Here is a 26,031-nt window from a genome sequence, read left to right as displayed (position 1 = left end):
AACAGTCAAGCAGGGATGATGACCGTACTTGCCTGTTCCTTTTTCTTACCTATCTGCTTATTTAACAGGGATATATAACACCTGTCCTTCGTATATATCCTGATTTGCTTCCATACGGTTTTCTTTTAAAATACTATGAACTTGAATATTATAGCGTTCACTTAATTTCTCTAATGTTTCGCCTTGCTGCACAATGCAAACCTTTATTTTCGTATGTGTTTCTTCCTCTTTTCTTGCAAAAAATTCGGTAAATGTTAATGTTTTTGTTTTTTTGAAAATACCTTTTTTCTTTTTCAATTCTTTGTCATCACTAGAAGAAGATTCTTCAATCTCTTCTTCTGCTTCCATCACATCTTGTTCTTGCTCATAAGAAGATTCAGAAGATTCTTGTGGCGGCTTTTGAAAAACATCTTCAGCTTGGTATGTTTCTTTGTTATTTCGAAATATAGCCACTTTCATGTCTTGTTCCTCTACATTGTCTTTGTATGTTGGAATATCTTCTTTTTCTTTGTTTTCTTCCGAAACAAATGGGACAATATTATTTTCTGCCGATCCAACCTCCATTTCGGGAGACTTTCGTACTTCCACTTCAAATGGTTCATATACTTCATTGTCATCTTCAGCTTCTTCGTTTGAAGTTCGAACTTCTTCTAAAAGAGGACTCACTGCTTGAAAAGGGCTTACCGTGATTTCAACAGGTTCTTCTTCATATTGGTTATCTTCTAGTTCCACTGTATCTTCCAGCCCTCTAAAAGCAAATTCTTCTTCTACTTCTTGCTCTTCCCTATCTTGTTCGTGAAAAGCAAATTCTTCTTCCCCTTCTTGCTCTCTAAAAGCAAGGTCTAATTCGTCCTCTTCCACCTCCTCCTCTTGAAACTCTTGCTGCTCACCATTTGTCAATCCTGCAATCGATAAATCGGCTGATAAATTTAAGCAGCTGCTTTCAGGAAATACATAATCAAATGTTTCAATTTCTACCTCAATATCATCTATACTAGTAATTCTTGAAATCGGAATCGTTATATCAACAGGAAAATGGTGTAAAAACTCACAAACCCCTTCCTCTCTTTCCATAACGGAATGAATTAATTTAGGAGCCTTAAAAACCTCCTCTTCCTCTAGTTGATTTTCTTGTGACCGCGTGTATTCTCCCGTTAATTCTAATGAACCTTGAATCGTAATATACTGATCATTTTCTTGAATTGTTATATTTGGGTCAAGTGAAATGGAAAGCAGATCAGCTACTTCCTGTCCTCTTTGAAACCAGACTGACTCTTCCAATGAAAACCGCAAAGTAGACGAATTTTCTTGAGACAAAGCGACTCCTCCTTTCATTCCTTTCACGTTTATCACTATGTCAATTACAATTTATGAATAGAATATTCAATTTATGATTAGAATCTGGTTCAAAACAATTGTTTCTTTTACAAAATTAAAGATATCTAGAAACAGCCTGTCTTCTAATTTCCATTTTCTGTTTTTGTCCGGCGGGTTTCCTCTTTCGTCCGGCGAATTTACTCCTTCGTCCGGCGAGTTTCCCTCTCCGTCCGACGAGTTTCCTTCTTCGTCCGGCCGCCCCCCGTTCACGCCATCCTTTTTCTCTAAAAAAAATAACTCCAAAAGTTTCTACAAACTTTGGAGTCATCTTTACATTACTTTATTTTATTTTTTCAACTGAGAAAATGCTGTTTCTGCAGCTGTAATTGTTTTTTCAATATCTTCATCCGTTAATGTAGTCGATAAAAATAATCCTTCAAATTGGCTAGGCGGCAGGAATACGCCTTGCTCAAGCATTGCATTATAAAAGTCAGCGAAATAGTCTAAATTGGACGTTTTTGCACTATCATAATCTTTTACTTCCTCATTTGTGAAAAAGAAGCCAATCATGGAGCCAGCACGATTAATCGTAAATGGAATATCGTATTTTTTGGCTGCTTCATATAAGCCTGCTTCTAGCTTGTCTGCTTTTTCGATAAACGTTTGATACGTTTCTTTTGTTAGTTGGGATAACGTTTCATAACCTGCTGTCATAGCCAGCGGATTACCAGAAAGCGTACCTGCTTGATAGATCGGACCACTCGGCGCAATTTGATTCATAATTTCTGCTTTTCCGCCATATGCCCCAACTGGCAGTCCTCCTCCGATTACTTTTCCTAAGCAAGTTAAATCAGGCGTAATGCCAAAATAGCTTTGAGCACAGCCATAATCTACACGGAAGCCAGTCATTACTTCATCAAATATTAACAAGGCACCATATTGTGTCGTAATATCTCGAAGTCCTTGCAGAAATCCTGGTTGAGGCGGTACTACACCCATATTTCCAGCAACAGGCTCGACAATAATACCTGCAATATCTTCGCCATATGTTTCAAAAGCATATCTGATACTTTCCAAATCATTGTACGCTACCGTAATCGTATTTGCGGCAACTCCTTCTGGCACACCAGGACTGTCCGGCAATCCTAATGTAGCAACACCTGAACCTGCTTTAATTAATAAGGAATCACCATGTCCATGGTAGCAGCCTTCAAATTTAATAATCTTATTTCGACCTGTATACCCGCGTGCTAAACGAATGGCACTCATCGTTGCTTCTGTTCCAGAGGATACCATGCGAATAATTTCGATCGATGGAACACGCTCTTTTACAAGGGTAGCAAGCTTGTTTTCAATTAATGTAGGCGCACCAAAGCTTGTTCCTAGCTCCGCTACTTCTTTAATACCTGCCACTACTTGATCATTCGCATGTCCTAAAATTAATGGTCCCCATGACAGCACATAATCAATATATTCATTGCCATCTAAATCGTAAATTTTAGAGCCTTTTCCTGACTGTATAAATACCGGATCTCTTTTAACCGATTTAAACGCTCGAACTGGGCTGTTAACACCACCTGGCATTAACTGGACCGCTTCTTTAAATGCTTCTTCTGACTTTTGATATGAACGCATATTTTCCCCTCATTTCCTATTGTTCTTTTAACCAGCGTGCTGCATCTTTCGCAAAGTAGGTAATAATTAAATCCGCACCTGCTCGTTTCATGCCGACAAGCATTTCCATTACTGTTTTCTGTTCATCAATCCAGCCGTTTTGTGCTGCAGCTTTTACCATGCTGTATTCACCGCTTACGTTGTAAATAACAATCGGAAGATGAAGTGCATTTTTCATATCGCGAACAATATCCAAATATGGCATACCAGGTTTTACAATAAGAAAATCTGCCCCTTCTGCCACATCCGATTCTGCTTCTCTTAACGCCTCTAAACGGTTGGCAGGGTCCATTTGATAGGCTTTTCGATCCCCAAATTGCGGTGTACTGTCTGCTGCCTCACGGAATGGACCGTAAAAAGCAGAAGAATATTTCACCCCATATGACATGATTGGTATATTGATGAAACCTGCTTTATCCAATCCTTGTCTTATTGCTGCAACAAAACCATCCATCATATTAGATGGTGCAATAATATCTGCACCTGCTTCTGCTTGACTGACAGCAGATTTTACAAGCAATTCGAGTGATTCATCGTTTAATACGTATCCTTCTTCGACGATGCCGCAATGCCCATGGCTTGTGTATTCGCATAAACAAGTATCGGCAATGACTACGATTTCTGGATAGTTCTTCTTTATGAATCGAATAGCTTCTTGTACAATCCCATGATCATGAAAAGCTTGCGTACCGCATTCGTCTTTTTCTAAAGGAATGCCAAATAATAAGACAGACTTAATTCCAAGTGCTTGCACTTCATCCATCTCTTCTGCTAAACGGTCTAAAGAAAGATTATATATTCCCGGCATCGAAGATATTTCTCGTTTAATATTCTCTCCTTCTGCGACAAAGATTGGATAAATTAAATCATCAATATGTAAATATGTTTCTCGTACAAGTGCTCTCATACTTGCAGATTGTCTTAGTCTGCGGTGACGTGTAAATTCCAAAGTCATATGAATTCTCCTCTATCTACTTATTTTTAAATATTGAACTAATTCTGCTATCATGCTATCGACGGTAAACACTTCCGGTAAAACATCAACTTTTATCTCATAGTAGTCTAACCTTTTTTTTGTAACAGGACCAATGCAAACAACTGTGCAATCACTTATTTTTTTTAGCAAATCATATTTTTCCACAACAGACATAAAATGATCAACTGTTGACGTACTTGTAAAAAAAAGAATGTCCAATTCTTTTTCCAATAGCTTTTTTGCCAACAGCTCTTCACTTTCTTTTGGAAAATACGTGTTGTACACAATTGCCTCTTCTATTGTAGCATTACATTTTTTTAAATTGGTACTAAGATAATCTCTTGCTAAGTTCCCTTTTACAATCAATATTTTTTCATTATTATGTAATAACGGCTTAAATTCTTCAACAAATGTTTCCGCAACGTATTCACTTGGAATAAACTCTGGTTGATATCCGAATGTTAACAGCGTTTTCGTTGTTTTTTCTCCGATCACCGCTATTTTTGGAACTTTATTCTCAAAGCCATCTAGTTGATGAAAAAAAGCCCGCACTCCGTTGCTGCTTGTAAATATAATCCAATCATAATAATCTTCCTTTTTACACTTTGATAACATGTCTGCAGGAAGCGGACATTCTCTAAAAGATAATAAAGGAATTTCAACTGGGATCCCGCCTAGTGCAGTAACCTCTTCAGAAAGTGAGGCTGCTTGTTTTTTTGACCGTGGAATCAGAATTTTTTTCCCAAGGAGCGGATCAGCCATCAATAATATGCTCCTCTTTTAACTGATCGATTAATTTCTTCGCCCCTTTTTTTGTTAAGATGGATGCAGCACGCTCTCCTACTTCGACTGGATTATTTCCACTTATTTTTTCTTTATAAACCGTTTTTCCATCTGGAGAGGTAACAAGCGCTGTTAAAACAACTTCTTTATCGTCTTGTATTTCAGCAAACCCTGCAATCGGAACTTGGCATCCACCATCCATTTTATTTAAAAATGCTCTTTCCGCATAAACAGTTCTTGTTGTTTCTTCACTTGATAGTTTACTTAATAATTCTAATACTTCTTTATCATCTTCCCTGCACTCAATTGCCAGTGCCCCTTGCCCTACAGCAGGAAGACAAACTTCCGGTTCAAGAAATTCTGTTACAACATCACTTGTCCAGCCCATTCTCGCTAATCCGGCAGCAGCCAATATAATGGCATCATAATCTTCTGTTTCCAGCTTTTTCAGGCGGGTATCAATATTGCCACGAATCCATTTAATTTCTAAATCCGGTCGTTCCGCTAGAAGTTGAGCTCCCCTTCTTAAACTGCTTGTTCCAACAATCGCTCCTTTTTTTAACTCTTTTAAAGGCGTATGATTTTTGCTGATTAATGCGTCTCGATGATCTTCTCTTTGCGGAATGCAGCCTATGATTAACCCACTCGGTAAAACAGCTGGCATATCCTTCATGCTATGTACCGCAATATCAATTTCTTTATTTAGCATTGCTTGTTCGATTTCTTTGACAAACAGACCTTTTCCGCCAACTTTTGACAGCGTTACATCTAAAATAACGTCTCCTTTTGTAACCACTTCTTTGACTTCAAAGTTAAAAGAGGAATCTAGTTTTTTTAATTGCTCGATCACCCAATTTGTTTGCGTTACTGCGAGCTTGCTTCTTCTTGAACCAACAATTATTTTTCTCATAAAACCCCTCCAAAAATTAGTTTAAACCTTCTAAAGCTGAACGTTCCCTTTTATATAACATTTATTTTTTGGGTTACCTTGAAAATAAGCTCTGTTGAAAAGGGTTTTCTGAAGCTTATCGCTCGCTTTCCGCGGGGCGAGCGCCAAGCCTCCTCGTCACTTTGCTCCTGCGGGGTCTCGCCTTTCTCGCTAATCCCACAGGAGTCGAGCGAACGCTTCTCCAAACCAACATCATTCTTAACTCTAACTCCTCATACCTTCACGCTGAATACACTTCTTATTTTCATCCCGCAGGAGTATCACGCCTTCCGCTCCAATCAACAATTAGCTTTAACACAGCCATTTTTTTAAAAGTGAAAAGAAGAAAAATTTCCAATTAAAAAGAAATTAATCAAGACGATTAAAAAACTAGCAATATTTAATAAAGCGATATTTTTCCCTCTTCTTTTGTTAGAAACACGTAAGTACAAATAGGTGCTATATGTTAATAATACAATAAATGATCCAATTATTTTCGGATCATACCAAGTAAAATAAGGTTTTTGAATGATTGCCCATTGAATGCCAAGAATTAATGCAATTAAAAGGATCGGAACACTTATGACATTTAACACATAAGAAATTTGCTCCAGCTTTGCTAAATCAGGAATTCTTTTTAATCTTTTTCCCCAGCGCTTTTTTTTGAGAAGATCATATTGAAGGCAATATAACAGCGAAAAAATAAACGAAAGTGAAAAAGCTCCATAAGATAAAATAGCGGCAGTAATATGAATAAAAAGCAGTTCAGAAACGGCTTGTTCCGCAAGTCCTTCCCCTTGCTCCCGAATAGGGGCAAAAGAGTGGATGGCCATCATAATAAAACCTAATAAATTCGTAAAAAAAACAAAAAAGTCTACCTTCAATAAGCGGTTTATCGCAAGTGATAAGGAAATTAATACCCACGTATAAAAATATAATCCTTCCATAATGGTCAGCACAGGAAATCTTCCCGTTTCCATCATGTATAATCCCAGTAAAGAAGTTTGTAACACCCAAACAAATGAAAGTAACCAGAAAGCTGTTTTATTTGCTTTCTGGTTATTATGCATATAATCAAAAAAATAAAACAAAACAGAAAATGCATATAAAATAATCATTAATTCATGAAGCCTTGTCATGTACATATCCTGCATATATGCTTCCCCTCTAACAATCCAATTCCTATTAAATCGGAATAACATGAAAACTATTTTGTACAATAATTATAAATTTTTAGGGTTGTAATGTTGCTTGATAAGAAGTCGTGTAAACTTCTTTTTCTTTTTTAGTCGGCTGCTGCTTGTCCAGCCTATCTTGCAACTGAAAGATTTTGATAAATAACTCCAATGAGTTTTCTGCATCTTTTGTTGAAGCCAATTCCTTCACTTGCAGAATCGGATCTTTTAACAGCTGATTAATAATACTTTTTGTATGCTTATTTAATACTTTCTTATCTCGTTCGCTAAGATGCGGCAGTTTTCTTTCTATACTTTTCATCGTTTCAGATTGAATAGAAATTGCTTTTTCGCGTAAAGAAGATATAACAGGGACAATTCCTAATAAATGCAGCCATTGATTAAATTCTACTATTTCTTCTTCAATCATCAGCATGGCTTTTGCTGCTTCCTTTTGTCTTTCTTGCAGATTAGCTTCCACGATGCCTTCTAAATCATCTATATCATAAAGAAAAACACTTTCCAGTTCAGCTAATGCAGGGTCTAAGTCCCTTGGAACCGCAATATCCACCATAAAAAGAGGCATTCCTTTACGGACTTTTTCAATATTTTGCATCATCGTTTTTGTAATAACAAAATTTTTAGCCCCTGTTGAACTAATTAAAATATCAGCATCCATTAAAGCACACTGCAGCTCATTAAACGGCTTTGCCTTTCCTTCAAATCGATCAGCCAATCCTTGGGCTTTTTCAAAAGTACGATTGATCACCGTAACATTTTTAGCCCCATTGCTATATAAGTTTTGAATTGCTAGTTCGCCCATTTTTCCAGCGCCTAAAATAAGGACATTTTTATTTTCGATTGTTCCAAAAATCTTTTTCGCCAGTTCCACAGCCGCATAACTAATTGAAACGGCATTTCCGCCGATTTCCGTTTCAGTATGGGCTTTTTTTGCTAATGTAATTGCTTGTTTAAAGAGTTGATTAAAAACCGTACCGACAGCTTTAATTTTCTGTGCTTCAAAAAAACTATCTCGTACTTGGCCAAGTATTTGTGTTTCTCCTACGACCATAGAGTTTAATCCGCATGCCACTTCAAACAAATGGTTGATTGCACCGTCTTGCTCATAAACAAATAAATATGGAACAAATTCTTTTTGCTCTATTCCAAACCATTCTGATAAAAACTCTTTTATATAATAGCGACCGGTATGCAGCTGGTCGACCACAGCGTATATTTCTGTTCTATTGCATGTTGAAACAATCACATTCTCTAATACACTTTTTTTATGCTGCAACTGATTCATTGCTTCCCCGATGCTTAATGAATCAAAAGTTAAACGCTCACGTATTTCTACTGGGGCAGTTTTATAATTAAGACCAACAACAATTATATGCATAAGTTAAATAGCACCCCTAACATTTCGAATAAACAGAAGCTTATTTATAATAATTCTAAATATAGATTTATCATAACAGATTTTCTTCACAAATGTATAAAAAACAATCGCCTATTTGTGAACAAAATGTGAAATTCAAAAAACAATCGCTATTTATCATTTTACCATAACATGCACCAATCTGCCGTATCGACTTTTTTCCATTTGCTCTTTTCGTACAGATTATTGTTATATAACCCGCAGCCTGAATACACTTCGCTTTCCGCGGACGAGTGCCGAGCCTCCTCGTCGCTATGCTCCTGTGGGGTCTCGTCTTTCTCGCTTTTCCCACAGGAGTCTACGTGTATTCAGGCTGCTCAGTGCTTCAATCATGTTTATTGTTTTATTCAAAAACATTAAACTTTTAGAAAACAGCCTTTCCATTAATTATGATCATTCATTTACTCGCTTATTATCTCTTAATTGGAACTATTTTACTCATGATAATTTAATCGTATTAAACTGTCTTTGGAAATCTTGCTATCTTATTTTTTTATCCATTTCATTCTTTACTAATATGTTAAACAGATATTCGCTGGGCGTAGGAAAATGTCGACTGACGTGTATAAGAATTCCTTGGTTTAAAGCATTGTGAATGGATGAAAATTTTATATAATTTTCCTAATACTAGATTGCAAATTTCATCATATCCAAATAAAATGGTTAAGTTAGTTATATGACTTATTTAGGAGTGTACGTAATGAAAAATAACTATATGAAAACAGCCTCTGGACTGTACATTAATTATTTTATTCTCGGTATGGTGAATATCATGCTTGCATCGAATATGCCTTATTTAACAAAACAATTAAATACAGACAGTGCAGGGATCAGTTACCTTATTTCAGCAATAGGGATTGGTAAATTATTTACTTATTCACTTTCAGGAATCTTGTCTGACAAATTCGGAAGAAAACCACTGATTTTATTTTCAGCGTTAGCAATGGGGATTTTTCTTGTCGGGATTCCATTAGCGCCGTCTTATCAAATCGCTTTTCTGTTTGCTATTCTTGCCGGAATTGCTAATTCAGCGATGGATGCAGGGACTTATCCAGCACTGATCGAAATTTTTCCGAAATCGACTGGGTCTGCTAGTGTATTGGTAAAGGCATTTATGTCTGCAGGAGCAGCTCTACTCCCATTGATGATTGCATTTTTTGCTAATCAAGATATGTTTTATGGCTATTCCTTTTTTATTCCAGCAGCGATTTATTTTCTTAATATGATGTTCTTATTTACGATGTCATTTCCTCATCATAAAATGGAAAACAACAGCATCTCGGAAGATGATTCTGCAAATAGGAAATTTCACTCAAAACCGCAATTTTGGAAAGAGGGACTTGCTCTTATCATCATGGGGTTCACATCCACTTCCCTTTTTACTGTTGCGCAAATTTGGCTGCCAACCTTTGGACAAAAAGTGCTCGGACTGTCTAGTACAAGCTCCGTTAAATTATTAAGCTATTATAGCATCGGTGCCTTAATTTCTGTTTTAGCATTGTCCATTTTGTTAAAAAAAGCAATCCGACCAATCCATGTCGTTGTCATCTATCCAATCATTACCTTTTTGTCCGTAATGGTTTTATTAACATTAAAATCACCTAGCATAGCGATCATTGCTTCTTTCTTTTTAGGTTTTTCTACAGCAGGTGTTTTTCAGTTAACAATAGCCATTATGACCGAATTATTCTGGGAAAGAAAAGGGACGGTTACGGGATTAGTCGCGACGGCTGCAGGTTTTGCTTCTGTACTATTGCCAATTGCAACTGGGTTAATGTCGAAAACCGGACATATATCCATTATCTTTATTTTTGATGCTGCAATTTCTTTAATAGGACTTACAGCAGCAGCCTTTGTAAACTTCAGATATAGAAAGATTGTAAAAGAGGATTTGGGCAAAAAAGTAAGTTATTCTGCATCATAGTTAGAATAGCGGAAGCGCCTTGAACAGCCCCGAAGAAAAATGTTCTATTGGCTCAAAAGTGTCTTTTACTTTTAGATACAAGAGGTTATCTTCCGCTAGAGGATATTACAAAATTACAGGTCTAAGTACAAAAAAAATACGAAAATTACTATAATAGTGTACGTAATTATAAAAGCTTTGCAATAAATAATGCAAAGCTTTTTATTATTGGCTGTTTTCTCAAAGTTTGTTGTTTTTTACGTAAAAAAATGGGAGAAAAAGTACTCAGCAGCCTGAATACACGTAGACTCCTGTGAGAATGCGAGAAAGACGAGACCCCCTCGCAGGAGCGTATGCGACGAGGAGGCTCGACGCTCGCCCACGGAAAGCGAAGTGTATTCAGGCTGCGAGTTTAAAAGCAACAATCTATAGCCTTATTATTATTATCGTTTTTTTTGAAATCGTTAAATATATGGTTCTGGTTTAAAAACTTTTATTAAAGGCACCACCTTACGTAGAAATAATTCCTTTTTCAATCCCCTTAACTACTGCCCCGACTCTCGTTTGCACATCAAGCTTTCTGAAAATGGAAGTCAAGTGATGTTCAACTGTGCGTTTGCTTATGTATAACATTTGAGCAATATCTTCATTCGTCTTTTCTTGGGCAATAAACAACAGAACCTTCACTTCAGTCTCACTCAACACTTTTTCGTTATTTACCTTTAGCAAATCAAAGGGTATAAGAACATTATTTAATGTAACTTGTTTTATAACGGATAGAAGCTGTTCATCAGAAGATTCTTTAGGCAAAAAAGCATGTACACCAATATCTAGAGCATTTTTATGATATTCTTCTGTATAAAAGCCAGAAATTAAGATGATTTTGATCTTATTGCCAAACTTTCTCTTTAATTCTTTGGCCAGAATCAGACCATTCATTTGTTTCATACGAACATCAGAGACAACAACATCACATTTCGTGTGGTCAATGTTCATTAAGGCTTCTAAAGGATCAGAAAAGGAATCAACAATTTCCACCATTTCACTATTATTCAAAACATTTGATAAGCTTGACAGCAACATCTTGTGATCATCTACAAGAATAATCTTGATTTTATTCTTCATGCACATTCACCACCTTTTGGGAAAATGGAATATTAATCATCGCTCTTGTTCCCACTCCATTTCTACTCACGATCTTCAAGCTTCCACCATACATGTCGGCTTGTTTTTTAATAGAATGCAAACCGATGCTTTTGCTACTATCAACATTTTCATTATTTATTCCTTGTCCACATCCTGCACAACCACTGTGATCCAATTCTGGTTGATAGTTAAAAGAATTTCTATTTGCTTTGCCTTCGCATGTTTTATAACATTTGTAACTAACTCTTTCATCATCCTGAAAATAACATGCTTAACAGGGACACTTATATGCGTTTCATCACATTGCTCCATATTGAGAACAATATTTACAATATGATTTTTCATCGTTTCTTTTACAAATGATATTGTTGTTTTCGCTAGACCTAAATCTTCAATCATGGAAGGATATATATCAGTGCATAAATCCCTGAGTTGATATAATATATCTTCACTATCATCAATTACATTTTTCACTAGTTTTTTATTGGCACTTTGTTTTTCTAATTCACGTAAATTTCTGATTATCCCCACTACATTTTGGATGATGTTATCATGTATCAACATCATTATTTTTTCTCTTTCCATTTCTTTAGCTATAATAATTAAGTTATCATTTATATCTATTGTATCAGTCTGGAAAACTGTCTTTTGAAATTTATTTCTTCGAGTCAGATTCCAATTATCCAATTTTTGATAAAACAAATACAAAGTACTAGTTAAAATAACACCAAAAAAAGCGATCATCCATTTGTTTTGTGTATTCACAAAAAGAAACAGATTGTAAGTTAGTATTACGGTCATAACAGAGTACATTCCTCTAAAAAATAAGATAGGAATACTTTGTGAAAAAGGGATGGAGCCGTTTAAGATTAAAATAAAAAAAGCAACAAGCAAATGTAAAGGAAAAAATAAAATCGTAATGATAAATGGAAAGATGTGTTGTCCCGCAAAAATATAAAATAAATAAAATGGTAGAAAGCTTATAAGTAAAGCTAATGCAAAAAGAACCGTTTGATATTTTTCTTTTTTTGATATATTACTCATTAAATGTACAAGCAAAATAAAAATACTGGTAAAAATCCCTACAGCGAATGGGATAAAGATAAAGGAATTAAGCCATTCTATTAAGAAGTACGGTAAGGAATAAACAATATGTATGCCCATGAAAATAGTTCCTATAATAGATAAACAGAAAAAAAGTGTTGGTATATATTTTATAATGGCAACCCTTTTATTGATTAAGAAACGAAAGGTAAAATGAATAATAAAGGTAGGAAGCCAAAGTAAGGTAAGATATAAACAAACCCTGCCAATAAATTGACCTTCACTCGAAGGAATTGCTACTAAAAAACCGATTCCATTCGTTAACGAGACAAGCGCCAAATAAAGAACTTGTTTTGAACCAGTCCATTTATAAAAAGTAAACAAGGCTATAAACATGGCAACAAGTGTGATGATTGTCATGAATAGATATTTGTATATGTTTTTACTATTTTCAGAAGAAAAAACAATATTTACTATTTTTCCATTGTCCTCTATCTTCATTTCTTGGGCTTTATTAATGACAAACCATTTTCTTACGCTGACTTGATCCCAAGGGTCTTGTTGATCAATCGAAATAATTTTTGCACCGATGGGAATTTTCAGCATTTCCGCTTCACTTCCTGGATAAACCTTATTGATCACCCATTTATGATGAATATCTTGCTTAAGCATTACCCCCACATAATTTGAATTTTTTATCCCCTGTAAAAAAACAAAAAAAATGCCAATGAATAAAAGAAAACAAAAAAGAACGATTTTATTTTTATGTATTAATACAAATCTCATTAAATCCCCCTTATTAGATAAAACTTTATTCCTATTGATTTTTCTATTATATCTGCTTTTGTTGAGAATTGTAATATTATTCCTTATTTTATATTCCAAAAAGTAAAAATATCAAATGCGGAATAACGCAATTTAACCTACGTAAAGCCCCGATGTTTTCAAGAACGTTTCCTTATATGTTTTATATAGGTTTTTAAATAAGGAGGATGATATATGACTATACTCATGTATAAAGATATTAATCAAATTCTTGGTGATGCAAAAAAACGATTCCTGAGTTATGGTTTTAGATTAGCAGAACATCATTTCCATAATGTTCATTTTAATTTAATTAATCATGAAGCAAGTGCATTGTGCAACATTTTTTATTCAGGAAAATGGTCACAAAAAGAAAACGCAGACCATCCCCATTTAACTACTTTAGATGGGTTTTTAATTGCTTTGCACATGAGTGAAAATTTTATCTGTAAACTTTTTAATTTCTCCAAACAGGATTTAGAAAAACTATGGATTTGTGGTGTACATATTAAATCTGGTGCTAATGCTACCAATCATTTAGATAAGATATCTATTCATTCTAAATACATGGGTACGACAAAAGCAAAGATTGAAAATTATTTTACTAGTACTTTTGAAACTAAAGTTAGTAATATGACTATTAAATTGGAGATTGGTCATCCCATAAAAGAGTTAACTGCCCGAAACAGTCTTTATCAAGAAAGCTTAGAAAACTATATTTCGTTTTGTTACGACCATTTATTAAAGTGCTTTGATCAACAAGTGGGATTGACTATTGTGGATTTAGATAATTTTGAAATCATTTCTAAAATAAAAATAATCACCCAAAAAGATTTAGATTCTAGTACATATAATGGTATGTCTTCTGGGTTCTTTCCTTGTTACACACTAGTAGATATATTTGTTTGTGCTTCTCAACAGATACAAGCATTATTTTACCAATTAGATCAAATTGATAGACAACATTCTAATAATTTGTGGATGCGAGAAATTAAACTTAAGTATGATTCTCCGTATAAAACGCTTAAGGATTTTTATCAACTTGTTTCTGTAAATAATATCAAACGCTTAAATTTAAGAGGAAGTGAGTGGAGAACAGGAACGTTTAGCGTTACATTACCCAATTTAAGCGGTTTTGAATTGAAAGTTAAAGTTGCACATCAACTTCCTAATAAAAAGGCTCTGTTAAACGATAATGTTGTTTATGGGAAGGAAATCTGCAAGACTCCTGTGGAAAAACGGGCTGACAAGACCCCTCAGTGAGGAACGGAGGTCACTGAAGAAGTGTTTTATTATATAAATTATAGGTAAAACCCTTATATTTAATAGGAGGAAAATGGTATAGAGAGTTTGAAAACGACCATCATGTTGGTTAGGAGAGGCGTCCACACGACTCCTGCGGGATTAGCGAGACAGGCGAGACCCCACAGGAGCAAAGCGACGAGGAGGCTCGGCGCTCGGCGCTCGCCCCGCGAAAAGCGTGTGGTAAGCCTCGGAAAACCGAACGAAAACCTCGAAATGCTTGGATTTTCACTATCTATATTTCATAGCGTCCACTTTTTCAGTGACCTCGAGGAACGAGCGAGGAGGCTTGAAAGAATGTCCGCGGAAAGGGAGTGGATTCCCTGACCTTTTGAAAATCAACAATGGAATTTAACAGAGCCAATAAAAAAATAAAGGAAGGAATTTAATGATGAATCAACCTATAAAAGTAGCTATTTCAGGCTCCTATTCTTCTGGAAAAACTACTACAACAGAAGCTTTATCGGCATTAACTGGTATTAACAGATCTTATGCACGTACAATGAGAGAATTGCTCCCAGTTTATGCACCGGGTAAAGAATTAGAAGAATGTACTATATTTGAATTATATGAACTTGGAATACGTAGATTTGTTGAGCGAGCCATAAATGAAAATAATATAGTTGGTAGCTATGTTACTGATGGATCTTCCATTCATGAATATATTTATGGTCTTGCTAGATTAAAATATGATATTTATATGGGAAACAATTACATCAAAAAAGCTATATCAAGAATTGCAATTTTACCATATAAAAAAGTACTAAATGGTTTTATTGACAGCTTTGGTAATATAGTTAAAACCTATGCAAAAGATTACTATGATATATTCATTCATTTACCTATTGAATTCCCTTTAGTTAGAGACGGTCATCGACCTCAGAGTGAAACTTTTCGATCAATTTGCAATGATTTACTATTGGATACGATAAAAGAACTTGGCATCGATTATTTAGTAGTCCATGGATCTCTTGAGAATAGGCTTAAGCAGATAGTTGATAGGTTAAATTTAAAATGTATGATGAGTTATGAAGAGGCTATAAGCATAGCTACAGAAAGAACAAGACTCTCTTATAAGGTGGGTATATAATGAATAAATTCTTAGATAGATTAGGCGTTTTTTTGCAAAAATATCGTTTTTTTATGGCGATGTTATTTTTAATATTGATTGTTTCTGGGGGAATGTTCGGAACAAAAGTTACACCTCTATTAAGCGGGGGAGGATGGGATGTCGACAACTCCCAATCGCTAACCGCTAAACAAGCGACGAAAGAAGGTTTTACAGGGCGTGGAGAGACCTCACTTACACTCGTTGTTCAAGATAAACACAACAAAGTTGGTACGGAAGCTTACAATGATACACTAAAAAAGATTGTTCAACATTTAGAAAAAGAAGATGGGATCGAATCCATTTATACACTACTCGATGCACCGTCTGAAGCCCTTGCGAGTATGACAGGAAAAGATAAGCATACAAGCATTGGATTTGTTAGTTTGAAAACGAAAGAAGGTTATGCAATAAACAACCTTCCAGATATGGAACAGCGGCTTGATCATGCTGCAAACAAAGAACAGGCCAAAGCTTATTTGGTTGGGATTTCCGCTGTTTGGGGTGATACCACTGTTTATAGTCAAAAGGGATTAGCCTCAGTAGAAATATTTGTTATGCCGTTAATTTTTATCGTGCTGCTTTTTATTTTTAGAAGTGTTGTTTCAGCCCTGACATCTCTACTCGTAACAATGGCATCCGTAGTCATGAGTTTAGGCATCCTTTATTTTATCGCATCACATATGGAGTTATCGGCATTCGTGTCAAATGCGGTCACCATGCTTGGGATGGGAATAGGAATTGACTATACCTTATTTATGGTTAGTCGATTCAAAGACGAATTAAAGACAAAAGATAAGCTTTTAGCTATAAAAACTACTTTGAAAACAGCAGGTAGAACCGTTTTCTTTTCAGGTTTAACAGTTATTGCTTCAATGTCATCACTATTTCTTGTAAACTTGTCGGCCATTCAATCTATTGCAATAGGTTCAATTGTTGTTGTTGCGATGTCCATTATCACAAATCTTTTATTAATGCCAGTTATTTTGTATCTTCTTGGAAATAACATTAATCGTTTAACACTTCCTTGGTTTAAAGAGAAATCTCAACCTGAAACAACGGGTTGGTACCGCTTCACGAAAGGAGTTATGAAGAAACCACTCTTTTTCTTGTTCGTTTCTCTTATACTAATCGCAATTTGTGCGTTTCCAGCTAAAAATTTAAAAACCTTCACCCCTGATGTAAGAATTTTGCCAAGTGAATCTTTAGTGAGACAAGGTTATCAGCTTATTGAAAAACAATTTGAACGCGGCGCAACCAATCCAATTAGTATTGTGATCCAAAGTAAATCAGGAAATATAGCTTCAGAAGAAAACCTAGAGTATATAAATAAATTAAACAAGAAAATTAGCCAGTCAAAAAATGTTGAAAATATTTATTCATTATTTACCGTATTAAACACGAATGATCCTGATCAAATAAAAACAATCTTAAGTAAGCAATATGAGCAATTACCGCAAACAGATCAGCTTGCTATTAAACGTTATTTAAATGATAAACAAAATACTATGGTGATTGATGTTAGTACTGGGACATATTCCGCTTCAGAAAAAAGTGCTCGGTTAGTAAAAGATATCCAAGATAACTATACAGATAAAGCCAATAAACCTAATGATTTAACCGTTTCTGTTGGTGGGCCAACATCTGAAGGGATTGATACGAATCGTGTCATTTCTGATGGTCTTATTCCTGCTATCGCCAGCATGCTAGTCATTGGCTATATCATTTTGTTCTTCACATTCAAAAGTGTATTTTTGCCACTTAAAGCCATTATGATGAACTTGCTGTCCATTGGAGCAACATATGGAATCCTTGTGTTCGTTTTTGCAGATGGTCATGGTGCATCATTGTTCCATGTTGATGCAAATGGCTATATACAGAATTTCGTTCCTATTCTACTTGTTTCTCTGTTATTTGGACTTAGTACAGATTATGAAGTATTACTTCTTAGCAACGTAAAAGAACTGTATGAAAAAACAGGGAACAATACAGATAGCGTGGCACTAGGGCTTAATAAAACAGGACCGCTGATTTCAGGTGCAGCACTATTAATGATTGCCGTTTTCGGTGGGTTTGCCTTCTCAAATATGCTTCCCATCCAAACACTTGGTTTTGGAATGGCCGTCGCCATCTTGGTAGATTCCACCATTATTCGATTTATCATGGTTCCAGCTTCAATGGCTTTACTTGGAAAACGGAACTGGTGGATGCCATTTAGAAAGAAAAGGGTTGTTGACGAACGTAAGGAATCATTAAATCAAATGGCAACAAAGTAAACTTTAATTGAACGTAAAGACAAAACAAGCGAGGTAAAGCAAGTGAACCAAACGCTTGTTTTGTTTTTTCCAAGAGAAACTTCCTCTATCAATAGGAATCGAGAATCTTATTGCCAAACCAAGCCCCATTCCTCCCGCCTTGCTTTGACGCGATTTATCGACTGAGAAAAAACGCTGAAAAAGGAAATCAAGATCGTGATCTGGAACACCTATCCCATTATCTTCGATGACAAAAAAGGCATACTCCCCTTTTATATACCCATTCATATCGATTTTTAGCTCTTCATTTGCACCGTACCTAACAGTATTACTGAATAAATTTACAAATACCCTTATGTTCTTTCTATTAATAAATTCAAGGAGGAATAAAATAAAAATGAAAAAACAAAGGACATGAGGCGGAGCAACAAAAAAAGGATTCCTTCCCCTTCGTGTCGAAATGAACTAAGGGAGCAAAGATACGCTGACTCCTTATACCTATCAAACGAGACAAAAAAACAAGTAATTCTGATTAACAGGAAGATTTATGTTTACTCCTTGTATAGTAACAATATCTTTCGGATTCAGTTTAAGTTACTGGAAGCGGAGGAAAAAATGAAAACGCAAAAACTATTCTCTGGCATGATATTAATCGGCTTTGGATTATATATTCTTTTAAAAGAATATCCAATTCCATCTCTTTCATCACTTTTTGTTTGGCCAACATTATTATTGATTGTCGGAATCGCTTTTTTATTTCAAGGATATTGGGGAAAAGATCACGGTTCGATTTTACCTGGTGTGGTGTTGACTGGTTTCGGACTTCATTTTCATTTAGTGAATAAACTTGCCATTTGGCCAGATCATACTGGCACATTCTTATTAATTATTGCATTAGGATTTATACTGCAACAACAAAAATCGGGACAAGGCATGATGAATGGACTATTATTTTTGTTGTTAGCCATCTTTTTATTATTTAACCAAGACATATTAAAATCACTAGGATTTTTAAAAATAAGTACAAATACAATGAATAAAATTATACCTATTCTTTTCCTGCTTCTAGGAGCGTATTATTTGCTTACAAGGAAGAAGTAACTATTTTTCATTACAGATGTAAGCAGCCACTAAAAATTTCTTTTTAGTGACTGCTTTTTCTTTTTTTGCTGCTCAAAGCTTTTCCTCTACTATATAAAAAAATGATGAGCACCGATTAAGTACTCACCATTAATTAAAACTTTATCTATTTTGATTCCTTATCAACCAAAACCGCTGGCGCTTATTTCGCCAAATACTGCAGCAGCGACCATACTTTATCTTTTCCTTCGCCTGTTTCAGAAGAGAAAAGAATCAAATAATCGTCTTCGCTTAAATCGAATGTTTCTTTTGTTACTTTTAAATGCTTCTGCCATTGTGACTTGGATATTTTATCCGCTTTTGTCGCGATAATGACACAAGGGATATTATAATGCTTTAAAAAATCATACATTAATATATCGTCTTTTGTTGGGGGATGGCGAAGATCAGTAATTAAAATAACCGCTCTCAGCTGATCTCTTGATGTGAAATACGTTTCAAGCATTTTCCCCCATGCTTCCCGTTCCTTTTTCGAAACTTTTGCGTATCCGTATCCAGGAACGTCTACAAAATGAAGCATTTCATTAATTAAATAAAAATTTAATGTTTGTGTTTTACCAGGCTTGGAGGAAATGCGAGCTAGCGCTTTTCTTCCAAGCATTTTATTAATAAACGAGGATTTCCCTACATTTGATCTACCTGCTAATGCAAATTCTGGTATATCTGCATCAGGATATTGGTTTGGCCTTACAGCACTAATAACTATTTCTGCACTATTTACTTTCAAGAATGTACACTTCCGTTCAGAGCATGTTTTAATACTTCGTCTACATGGGATACAAGAATAAATTCAAGATCCTCACGTATACTTTCTGGAATATCTTCCAAGTCTTTCTCATTGTCTTTTGGTAAAATAATGGTGGTTAAACCAGCACGATGGGCGCCCAATGATTTTTCCTTTAATCCACCAATCGGCAACACTCTACCTCTTAATGTTACTTCCCCTGTCATCCCGACTTCTTTTCTGATTGGCTTGCCAGAAAGAGCAGAAACAAGAGCAGTAACCATTGTAATTCCCGCAGAAGGACCATCTTTTGGTACAGCACCTTCTGGAACATGGATATGAATATCATTTTTTTCATGAAACTTTGGATCAATCCCAAGTTCCTCAGATTTAGAGCGGATATAACTGAATGCTGCTTGAGCGGACTCTTTCATTACATCGCCTAATTTACCTGTTAACACTAACTTCCCTTTTCCAGGTGCTAATGATACTTCTATCTGCAGCGTATCACCGCCGACCGTTGTATAAGCAAGACCTGTTGCCACTCCAACTTGATCTTCCTCTTCAGCCTTCCCAAATCTAAATTTCGGTTTGCCGAGAAACTCTTCTACATTTTTGCTTGTTAAAATAATTTTTTTCTTTTCACCAGATACGATTATTTTCGCTGTTTTCCGGCAAATGGTTGCTATTTGTCTTTCTAGACCACGTACGCCTGCTTCCCGCGTATATAAGCGGACAATTTGTTGAATTGCATCTTCTCTTATTTGAAGCTGACCTTTAGTTAAACCATGATCTTTAATTTGTTTTGCTAATAAATGGTCTTTTATGATGTGTATTTTTTCAAGCTCTGTATAGCCAGCGATCGAAATAATTTCCATCCTATCCCTTAGTGGAGCTGGAATCGTTGCTAAGTTATTCGCAGTTGCGATAAACATCACGTTTGAAAGATCATATGTTTCTTCAATATAATGATCGCTAAAGTTGTGATTTTGTTCTGGATCCAATACTTCCAGCATCGCTGCCGAAGGATCTCCGCGAAAATCGTTTGACATTTTATCAATTTCATCTAATAAAAATACCGGGTTGATTGTTCCAGCTTTTTTCATTCCTTGAATGATTCTGCCAGGCATTGCTCCTACATATGTTCTGCGATGTCCTCTTATTTCTGATTCATCCCGAACGCCCCCTAAAGAAATGCGCACAAAATGACGATTCAGAGATTTAGCAATAGAACGAGCTAAGCTTGTTTTCCCGACTCCCGGAGGTCCTGCTAAACATAAAATAGGTCCTTTTAAAGAATTGGTTAAGTTTTGCACCGCTAAATACTCTAACACTCTTTCTTTAACCTTTTCAAGTCCATGATGATCTTTATTTAAGATTTTTTCTGCTTTGACAATATTTAAATCATCTTCTGTCGCTTTTGACCAAGGCAATGCAATTAACCACTCAATATAATTGCGAATAACAGAGCTTTCAGCAGAAGTAGAAGGTATTTTTTCATATCGGTCCAGCTCTTTTAAAGCCGTTGTTTTTACATGTTCTGGCATACCGGCTGCTTCAATTTTTTCTGTGAGTGAACTTACTTCTCCACTCTTGCCGTCTTTATCGCCAAGTTCCTTTTGAATAGCTTTCATTTGTTCTCGCAAATAATATTCTTTTTGCGTTCTTTCCATTGATTTTTTTACACGCTGTCCTATTTTCTTTTCTAAATTTAGGACTTCTTTTTCATTGTGAATAATATCAATCACATAATTGATTCTTTTTTTATTTTCAAACGTTTCGAGAATATGTTGTTTTTCTTTTAATTTAATTGGTAAATGGGAAGCAATAATATCGGCCATTCTTCCTGGCTCTTCCATATCTGATACAGCAGAATATGTTTCATTTGATATTTTCTTTGAAATTTTTATGTATTGCTCAAAATATTGCAGCATCGTGCGCATTAATGCTTCATCTTCCACGTTCTTGGAAGTATCTTCTTCATATATTTGCAAGCTTGCAGCAAAATACCCATCTTCTTCTATTAATTCCTGAAATTCAGCTCTTTTAAGCCCTTCTACTAATACCCTTATCGTACCGTTTGGCAGCTTTAACATTTGTTTTACTTTTGTTAATGTACCTATTTTGTATAAATCCTCTTCAGAAGGATCATCCATATCCATATCTTTTTGCATGGTTAAAAAAATTAAATGGTCATCTACCATTGCTTTTTCAAGTGCCTGCACCGATTTATCACGGCCTACATCTAAATGTAGCACCATCGTTGGATAAACAAGCAAACCTCGAAGCGGCAGGAGGGGGACAATTGTATTCTTGATTTCCTCCATCACGTTGCACCTCCAGCTATAAAAAATTCCTTTACATTTCTAATACTTTGTACAATTCTATCTTATTTATGAAAAAGTGTCTATTAACTAGGGTTATAATGATGATATGCAGCATAATACTTTTTCTTTCTCAATATTAAATTCCTAGTATTTTTCCATATTCACTAAAAATAGAAGATAGTGTTAGTATCTTAACAAACTGCATTTAATATGTCATAAAAAAATATATTTCTAAAGGATATTCCTCTATTATAAATCAATTTTTATAGTTAGGAAAACTTTCCTATTCATTTTTCAAAATACTGAATAACACATTACTTAAAAAAGCTTTAATTTTCCCTATTGTGAGGAAAATTAAAGCTTTTTTACAAGGCTGATCAAGGCGCTTTCGCTTTGTCCAGCTACAGCTCCTAGCCCTTATGAATAATAAAACCCTTTTCCTCTGAAAGTAAATAACACTTTCTGAGGAAAATGAACATTTTTCTTCATTACATACTTTTTTTCTTTGTTATGTCTATTGTTGCTTGTATTGCTTCTTCTTTTAACGATTCTTTAATTAAAGCATGATCCAATACTTCTGTTATTGTCGTAACTGGAATGAGCGTAATTCCTTGGACTTCCTGCAGTACGGATTGCATATTTTCTTTTGGAATAATTACTTTTTGCACTCCTGCTTTTTTGGCAGCTTTCACTTTTGCAAGCACACCACCAACAGGCTTCACCTTACCATGTATACTTATTTCACCTGTCATAGCTACTTTACGATCAATTGGAAATTTATAAATGGCAGAATAAATTCCTGCTGCCATTGATATACCTGCAGATGGACCATCAATTGGTACACCACCCGGAAAGTTTACATGAATATCATATTGATCTGCCGGTACATTCATCGAACGAAGAACAGTAATTACATTTTCAATAGACCCTCTTGCCATACTTTTTCTTCTAATTGATTTTCCTTGTCCTCCGATGCTTTCTTCTTCTACAATGCCTGTAATATTAATAGAACCTTTCTCCTTAGCTGGAATAACGGTAACCTCTATTTCCAACAGCGCTCCGATATTCGTTCCATATACGGCTAAACCATTTACAGAGCCAACAGATGATTCTTTGTTAATTTTTCTTTCCATTCGCGGCACAAGCTGACTAGAATTAATAACCCACTCTAATTCTTCCTCTTTAATAAAGCTTCTGTCTTCACCTATAGCCAGTCCAGCAGAGATTTGAATAATATTAACAGCTTCTCTTCCATTTCTTGCATATTCAGCTAATATTTCCAATGAATGATCACTAATCGTCAGCTTGACTTTATCAGCAGCTTTTTGACCAATCTTCACTACTTCCTCTTTCGTTAATTCTCGAAAAAATACTTCCATACAGCGGGAACGAATAGCCGGCGGTATTTCATTAGGAGTTCTCGTTGTTGCCCCAATTAACCGAAAATCAGCAGGCAGACCATTTTTAAAAATATCATGAATATGGGAAGGTATTTGCGTATTTTCTTCATTGTAGTACGCACTTTCAAGAAATACTTTACGATCTTCCAACACTTTTAATAACTTATTCATTTGGGTCGGATGCAGCTCGCCTATCTCATCAATAAACAATACGCCTCCATGTGCATTCGTAACCGCGCCTTGCTTTGGCTGTGGTATCCCTGCTTGTCCCATCGCGCCAGCACCTTGATAAATCGGGTCATGAACCGAACCAATTAAAGGATCTGCTATTCCTCTTTCATCAAATCTTGCTGTCGTTGCATCCAACTCAACAAATACAGAGTTCATTCGAAAAGGAGACTTCTGAGCTTTTTTTGCTTCTTCTAACACAAGTCTAGCAGCTGCTGTTTTCCCTACTCCAGGTGGTCCGTATATAATCACATGTTGAGGGTTGGGACCGCAAAGCGCAGCCTTCAGAGATTTAATTCCATCTTCCTGGCCGACAATATCTGCAAAGCTAGTAGGACGAACCTTTTCCGATAAAGGCTCTGTTAACGAGATGGAGCGCATTTTTCGCAATTGATCCATTTCCTTTTTTGATTCGCGATCAATCGATACTTTTTGTGTTCGTTGACTTTTAAGTAAATTCCAAAAGTAAAGTCCAATTATTATGCCAAAAAATAATTGGACAAATAAAGCAATCTCCGTCCAACTCATCTTCATACCTCCTGAATAATATCATGCTGATAAATGGTAGTATCTCCTTCCATGAGTTGGAATAAACAAGTTTTCTTGCAAAAAATATGGAAGATTGCATTGATTCCCGTTTCATGCCGTGTAAAAATTCTAATAAAACACTTTTTCAGTGCCGTTCGTACCTCACTGTGGGGTCTTGTCAGTCCATTTTTCGGCAGGAGTCTCGTAGATTATCGTTTAACAGAGCCAAGAAAAAAAGAAGCGTTCTCTAATCATTTTTTTCACTTAAAGCCGAAATGCTTTGTACAGATAGAAACTATACAAAATAAAGGAGGTGTGAGCCGCCTATCCCCACTTCCAAAAAAAGGCTGTCCAATAAGTCATAAACATGACCTTATTGGACAGCCCCGTATCCTTCGATAACTGTTGTTATGCAGATGTTTTTGTTTCTTTTTCGACGATCGTGCCGTCTTCCATTACAAGTTTTGGAGCAGCGTTATTTGCTACTGTTTCTTCAGTAATAATACACTTCACAATATCGTCGCGGGAAGGGAGATCAAACATTACATCGAGCATAATGCCTTCAATAATAGATCTTAAACCACGTGCTCCCGTTTTACGTTCAATCGCTTTTTTAGCGATTTCTTTAAGAGCTCCCTCTTCAAAATCCAACTCCACATTATCTAATTCAAGCATTTTTTTGTATTGCTTTACTAAAGCATTTTTCGGTTTTGTTAGAATTTCAATCAGTGCCTCTTCATCTAATTGTCCAAGGCTCGCAATAACCGGAAGACGACCAATAAATTCTGGAATTAGACCAAAACGAAGCAAGTCTTCTGGCAATACTTTTGATAAAAGATCTTTATCTTCGATTTCAGGCTCTTTTGTTTCTGAACCAAATCCGATTACCTTTTGACCAAGACGTCTTTTAATAATCGGTTCAATTCCATCAAATGCTCCACCACAAATAAATAAAATATTTGTTGTATCAATTTGAATGAATTCTTGATGAGGATGTTTTCTTCCACCTTGTGGCGGAACACTTGCAACAGTACCTTCTAAGATTTTTAAGAGAGCTTGCTGCACTCCTTCACCAGAGACATCTCTTGTAATGGATGGGTTTTCCGATTTACGAGCTACTTTATCAATTTCATCAATATAAATAATACCTTTTTCGGCCTTTTCAACATCATAATCTGCTGATTGGATCAGTTTCAGAAGAATGTTTTCAACATCTTCCCCAACATATCCCGCTTCCGTTAAAGAAGTTGCATCTGCAATCGCAAACGGTACATTTAATATTCTTGCAAGCGTTTGAGCAAGAAGTGTTTTCCCGCTTCCTGTTGGTCCAATCATAGCAATATTACTTTTTGAAAGCTCAACATCATCAATTTTACTATTAGAATTAATGCGTTTATAGTGATTATATACCGCGACAGAAAGAGCTTTTTTCGCTTGATCTTGCCCTATTACATATTCATCTAGAATATCGCGAATTTCGTTAGGTTTTGGAACATCTTTAAATTCTACTTCTTCTTCTGTACCAAGCTCTTCTTCTACAATTTCTGTGCATAATTCAATACACTCATCACAAATGTAAACACCAGGTCCAGCAACTAACTTACGAACTTGATCTTGTGTTTTGCCACAGAAGGAACATTTTAGTTGTCCCTTTTCATCATTAAACTTAAACATGTCTTCACCCCTTAAAAAAACTTCTTTGTATATGTTTATCCCTCGGATTAATCGTTCTAACCTTCTTATTAAACAAATCTTACAACAGTTATGTATTGCATTTTAACACAATGGCCTATGTACAGGAAATGATACAGCTTGGGAATAACGAACGAAT

At 35.6% G+C, this 26,031-nt stretch carries 19 protein-coding genes; 5 read left to right on the top strand and 14 right to left on the bottom strand.

All coding sequences use genetic code 11. The features are described 5' to 3' along the window. Positions 1–57: 57 nt before the first annotated feature. The 7 genes from ACTXGU_RS06695 to hemA all read right to left on the bottom strand — a co-directional run bounded on the left by ACTXGU_RS06695 (position 58) and on the right by hemA (position 8,252). A complete protein-coding gene (locus tag ACTXGU_RS06695; protein ID WP_443480719.1) occupies positions 58–1,317 on the bottom strand; it encodes a LysM peptidoglycan-binding domain-containing protein in 1,260 nt (419 codons plus the stop codon). 345 nt (positions 1,318–1,662) lie between these two features. Then, on the bottom strand, positions 1,663–2,952 hold the full coding sequence (hemL, locus tag ACTXGU_RS06690; protein WP_443480718.1) for a glutamate-1-semialdehyde 2,1-aminomutase: 1,290 nt from the start codon (positions 2,950–2,952) through the stop codon (positions 1,663–1,665). A gap of 16 nt (positions 2,953–2,968) precedes the next feature. Further along, entirely contained in the window at positions 2,969–3,946 is a 978-nt protein-coding gene (gene hemB / locus ACTXGU_RS06685) for a porphobilinogen synthase (protein WP_443480717.1), read from the bottom strand. A 12-nt stretch (positions 3,947–3,958) separates the two neighbouring features. Beyond that, positions 3,959–4,729: a uroporphyrinogen-III synthase gene (locus ACTXGU_RS06680; protein WP_443480716.1), complete on the bottom strand. Its 771-nt coding sequence runs from the start codon at positions 4,727–4,729 to the stop codon at positions 3,959–3,961. Beyond that, positions 4,722–5,660, bottom strand: a complete 939-nt coding sequence (hemC, locus tag ACTXGU_RS06675) for a hydroxymethylbilane synthase (protein WP_443480715.1) — start codon at positions 5,658–5,660, stop codon at positions 4,722–4,724. Before hemC ends, ACTXGU_RS06680 begins: the two co-directional genes overlap by 8 nt. Positions 5,661–6,007: 347 nt before the next feature. After that, positions 6,008–6,832: a cytochrome c biogenesis protein gene (locus ACTXGU_RS06670; RefSeq protein ID WP_443480714.1), complete on the bottom strand. Its 825-nt coding sequence runs from the start codon at positions 6,830–6,832 to the stop codon at positions 6,008–6,010. A 79-nt stretch (positions 6,833–6,911) separates the two neighbouring features. Then, complete coding sequence (gene hemA, locus ACTXGU_RS06665) at positions 6,912–8,252, bottom strand: glutamyl-tRNA reductase (RefSeq protein WP_443480713.1); 1,341 nt, start codon at positions 8,250–8,252, stop codon at positions 6,912–6,914. Between the two features lie 739 nt (positions 8,253–8,991). Here hemA and ACTXGU_RS06660 point away from each other — a divergent pair. After that, complete coding sequence (locus ACTXGU_RS06660; RefSeq protein ID WP_443480712.1) at positions 8,992–10,215, top strand: MFS transporter; 1,224 nt, start codon at positions 8,992–8,994, stop codon at positions 10,213–10,215. 489 nt (positions 10,216–10,704) lie between these two features. Here the strand turns inward: ACTXGU_RS06660 and ACTXGU_RS06655 are convergent, their stop codons facing one another. Beyond that, positions 10,705–11,319 carry a response regulator gene (locus ACTXGU_RS06655; protein WP_443480711.1) on the bottom strand — a complete coding sequence of 205 codons (615 nt, stop codon included), beginning with the start codon at positions 11,317–11,319 and terminating at the stop codon, positions 10,705–10,707. Positions 11,320–11,475: 156 nt separating this feature from the next. Continuing rightward, entirely contained in the window at positions 11,476–13,170 is a 1,695-nt protein-coding gene (locus ACTXGU_RS06650; protein WP_443480710.1) for a sensor histidine kinase, read from the bottom strand. 213 nt (positions 13,171–13,383) lie between these two features. Here ACTXGU_RS06650 and ACTXGU_RS06645 point away from each other — a divergent pair, with 213 nt between their 5' ends. The 3 genes from ACTXGU_RS06645 (at position 13,384) to ACTXGU_RS06635 (ending at position 17,874) form a co-directional block, all read left to right on the top strand. Continuing rightward, positions 13,384–14,451: an AvrD family protein gene (locus tag ACTXGU_RS06645; protein ID WP_443480709.1), complete on the top strand. Its 1,068-nt coding sequence runs from the start codon at positions 13,384–13,386 to the stop codon at positions 14,449–14,451. Between the two features lie 427 nt (positions 14,452–14,878). Then, positions 14,879–15,580, top strand: coding sequence for an AAA family ATPase (locus tag ACTXGU_RS06640; protein ID WP_443480708.1), 702 nt, complete (start codon positions 14,879–14,881; stop codon positions 15,578–15,580). After that, positions 15,580–17,874, top strand: a complete 2,295-nt coding sequence (locus tag ACTXGU_RS06635) for an MMPL family transporter (RefSeq protein ID WP_443480707.1) — start codon at positions 15,580–15,582, stop codon at positions 17,872–17,874. The genes ACTXGU_RS06640 and ACTXGU_RS06635 overlap by 1 nt, the downstream gene beginning before the upstream one ends. Before the next feature lie 3 nt (positions 17,875–17,877). On the opposite strand, the gene ACTXGU_RS06630 is transcribed toward ACTXGU_RS06635, so the two are convergent. After that, positions 17,878–18,210 (bottom strand): ATP-binding protein, encoded by a 333-nt coding sequence (locus ACTXGU_RS06630; RefSeq protein WP_443480807.1) that lies wholly within the window; start codon positions 18,208–18,210, stop codon positions 17,878–17,880. Between the two features lie 258 nt (positions 18,211–18,468). Here ACTXGU_RS06630 and ACTXGU_RS06625 point away from each other — a divergent pair, with 258 nt between their 5' ends. After that, complete coding sequence (locus ACTXGU_RS06625; RefSeq protein ID WP_443480706.1) at positions 18,469–18,954, top strand: LiaI-LiaF-like domain-containing protein; 486 nt, start codon at positions 18,469–18,471, stop codon at positions 18,952–18,954. A 181-nt stretch (positions 18,955–19,135) separates the two neighbouring features. On the opposite strand, the gene yihA is transcribed toward ACTXGU_RS06625, so the two are convergent. From yihA to clpX, 4 genes are all read right to left on the bottom strand, one after another. Next, positions 19,136–19,720, bottom strand: coding sequence for a ribosome biogenesis GTP-binding protein YihA/YsxC (gene yihA / locus ACTXGU_RS06620; protein ID WP_443480705.1), 585 nt, complete (start codon positions 19,718–19,720; stop codon positions 19,136–19,138). After that, complete coding sequence (lon, locus tag ACTXGU_RS06615) at positions 19,717–22,044, bottom strand: endopeptidase La (protein WP_443480704.1); 2,328 nt, start codon at positions 22,042–22,044, stop codon at positions 19,717–19,719. The genes yihA and lon overlap by 4 nt, the downstream gene beginning before the upstream one ends. Before the next feature lie 488 nt (positions 22,045–22,532). Then, positions 22,533–24,200 (bottom strand): ATP-dependent protease LonB, encoded by a 1,668-nt coding sequence (gene lonB / locus ACTXGU_RS06610; RefSeq protein ID WP_443480703.1) that lies wholly within the window; start codon positions 24,198–24,200, stop codon positions 22,533–22,535. Positions 24,201–24,608: 408 nt separating this feature from the next. Next, a complete protein-coding gene (gene clpX, locus ACTXGU_RS06605) occupies positions 24,609–25,874 on the bottom strand; it encodes an ATP-dependent protease ATP-binding subunit ClpX (protein ID WP_443480702.1) in 1,266 nt (421 codons plus the stop codon). Positions 25,875–26,031 lie beyond the last annotated feature (157 nt).

This window comes from Niallia sp. 01092 (genome assembly GCF_052318935.1).
In the GTDB taxonomy this organism is placed as follows: Bacteria; Bacillota; Bacilli; order Bacillales; family Cytobacillaceae; genus Niallia.
The sequence above is the reverse complement of the archived record's forward strand: the minus strand, read 5'-3'. Positions and strand labels throughout refer to the sequence as shown.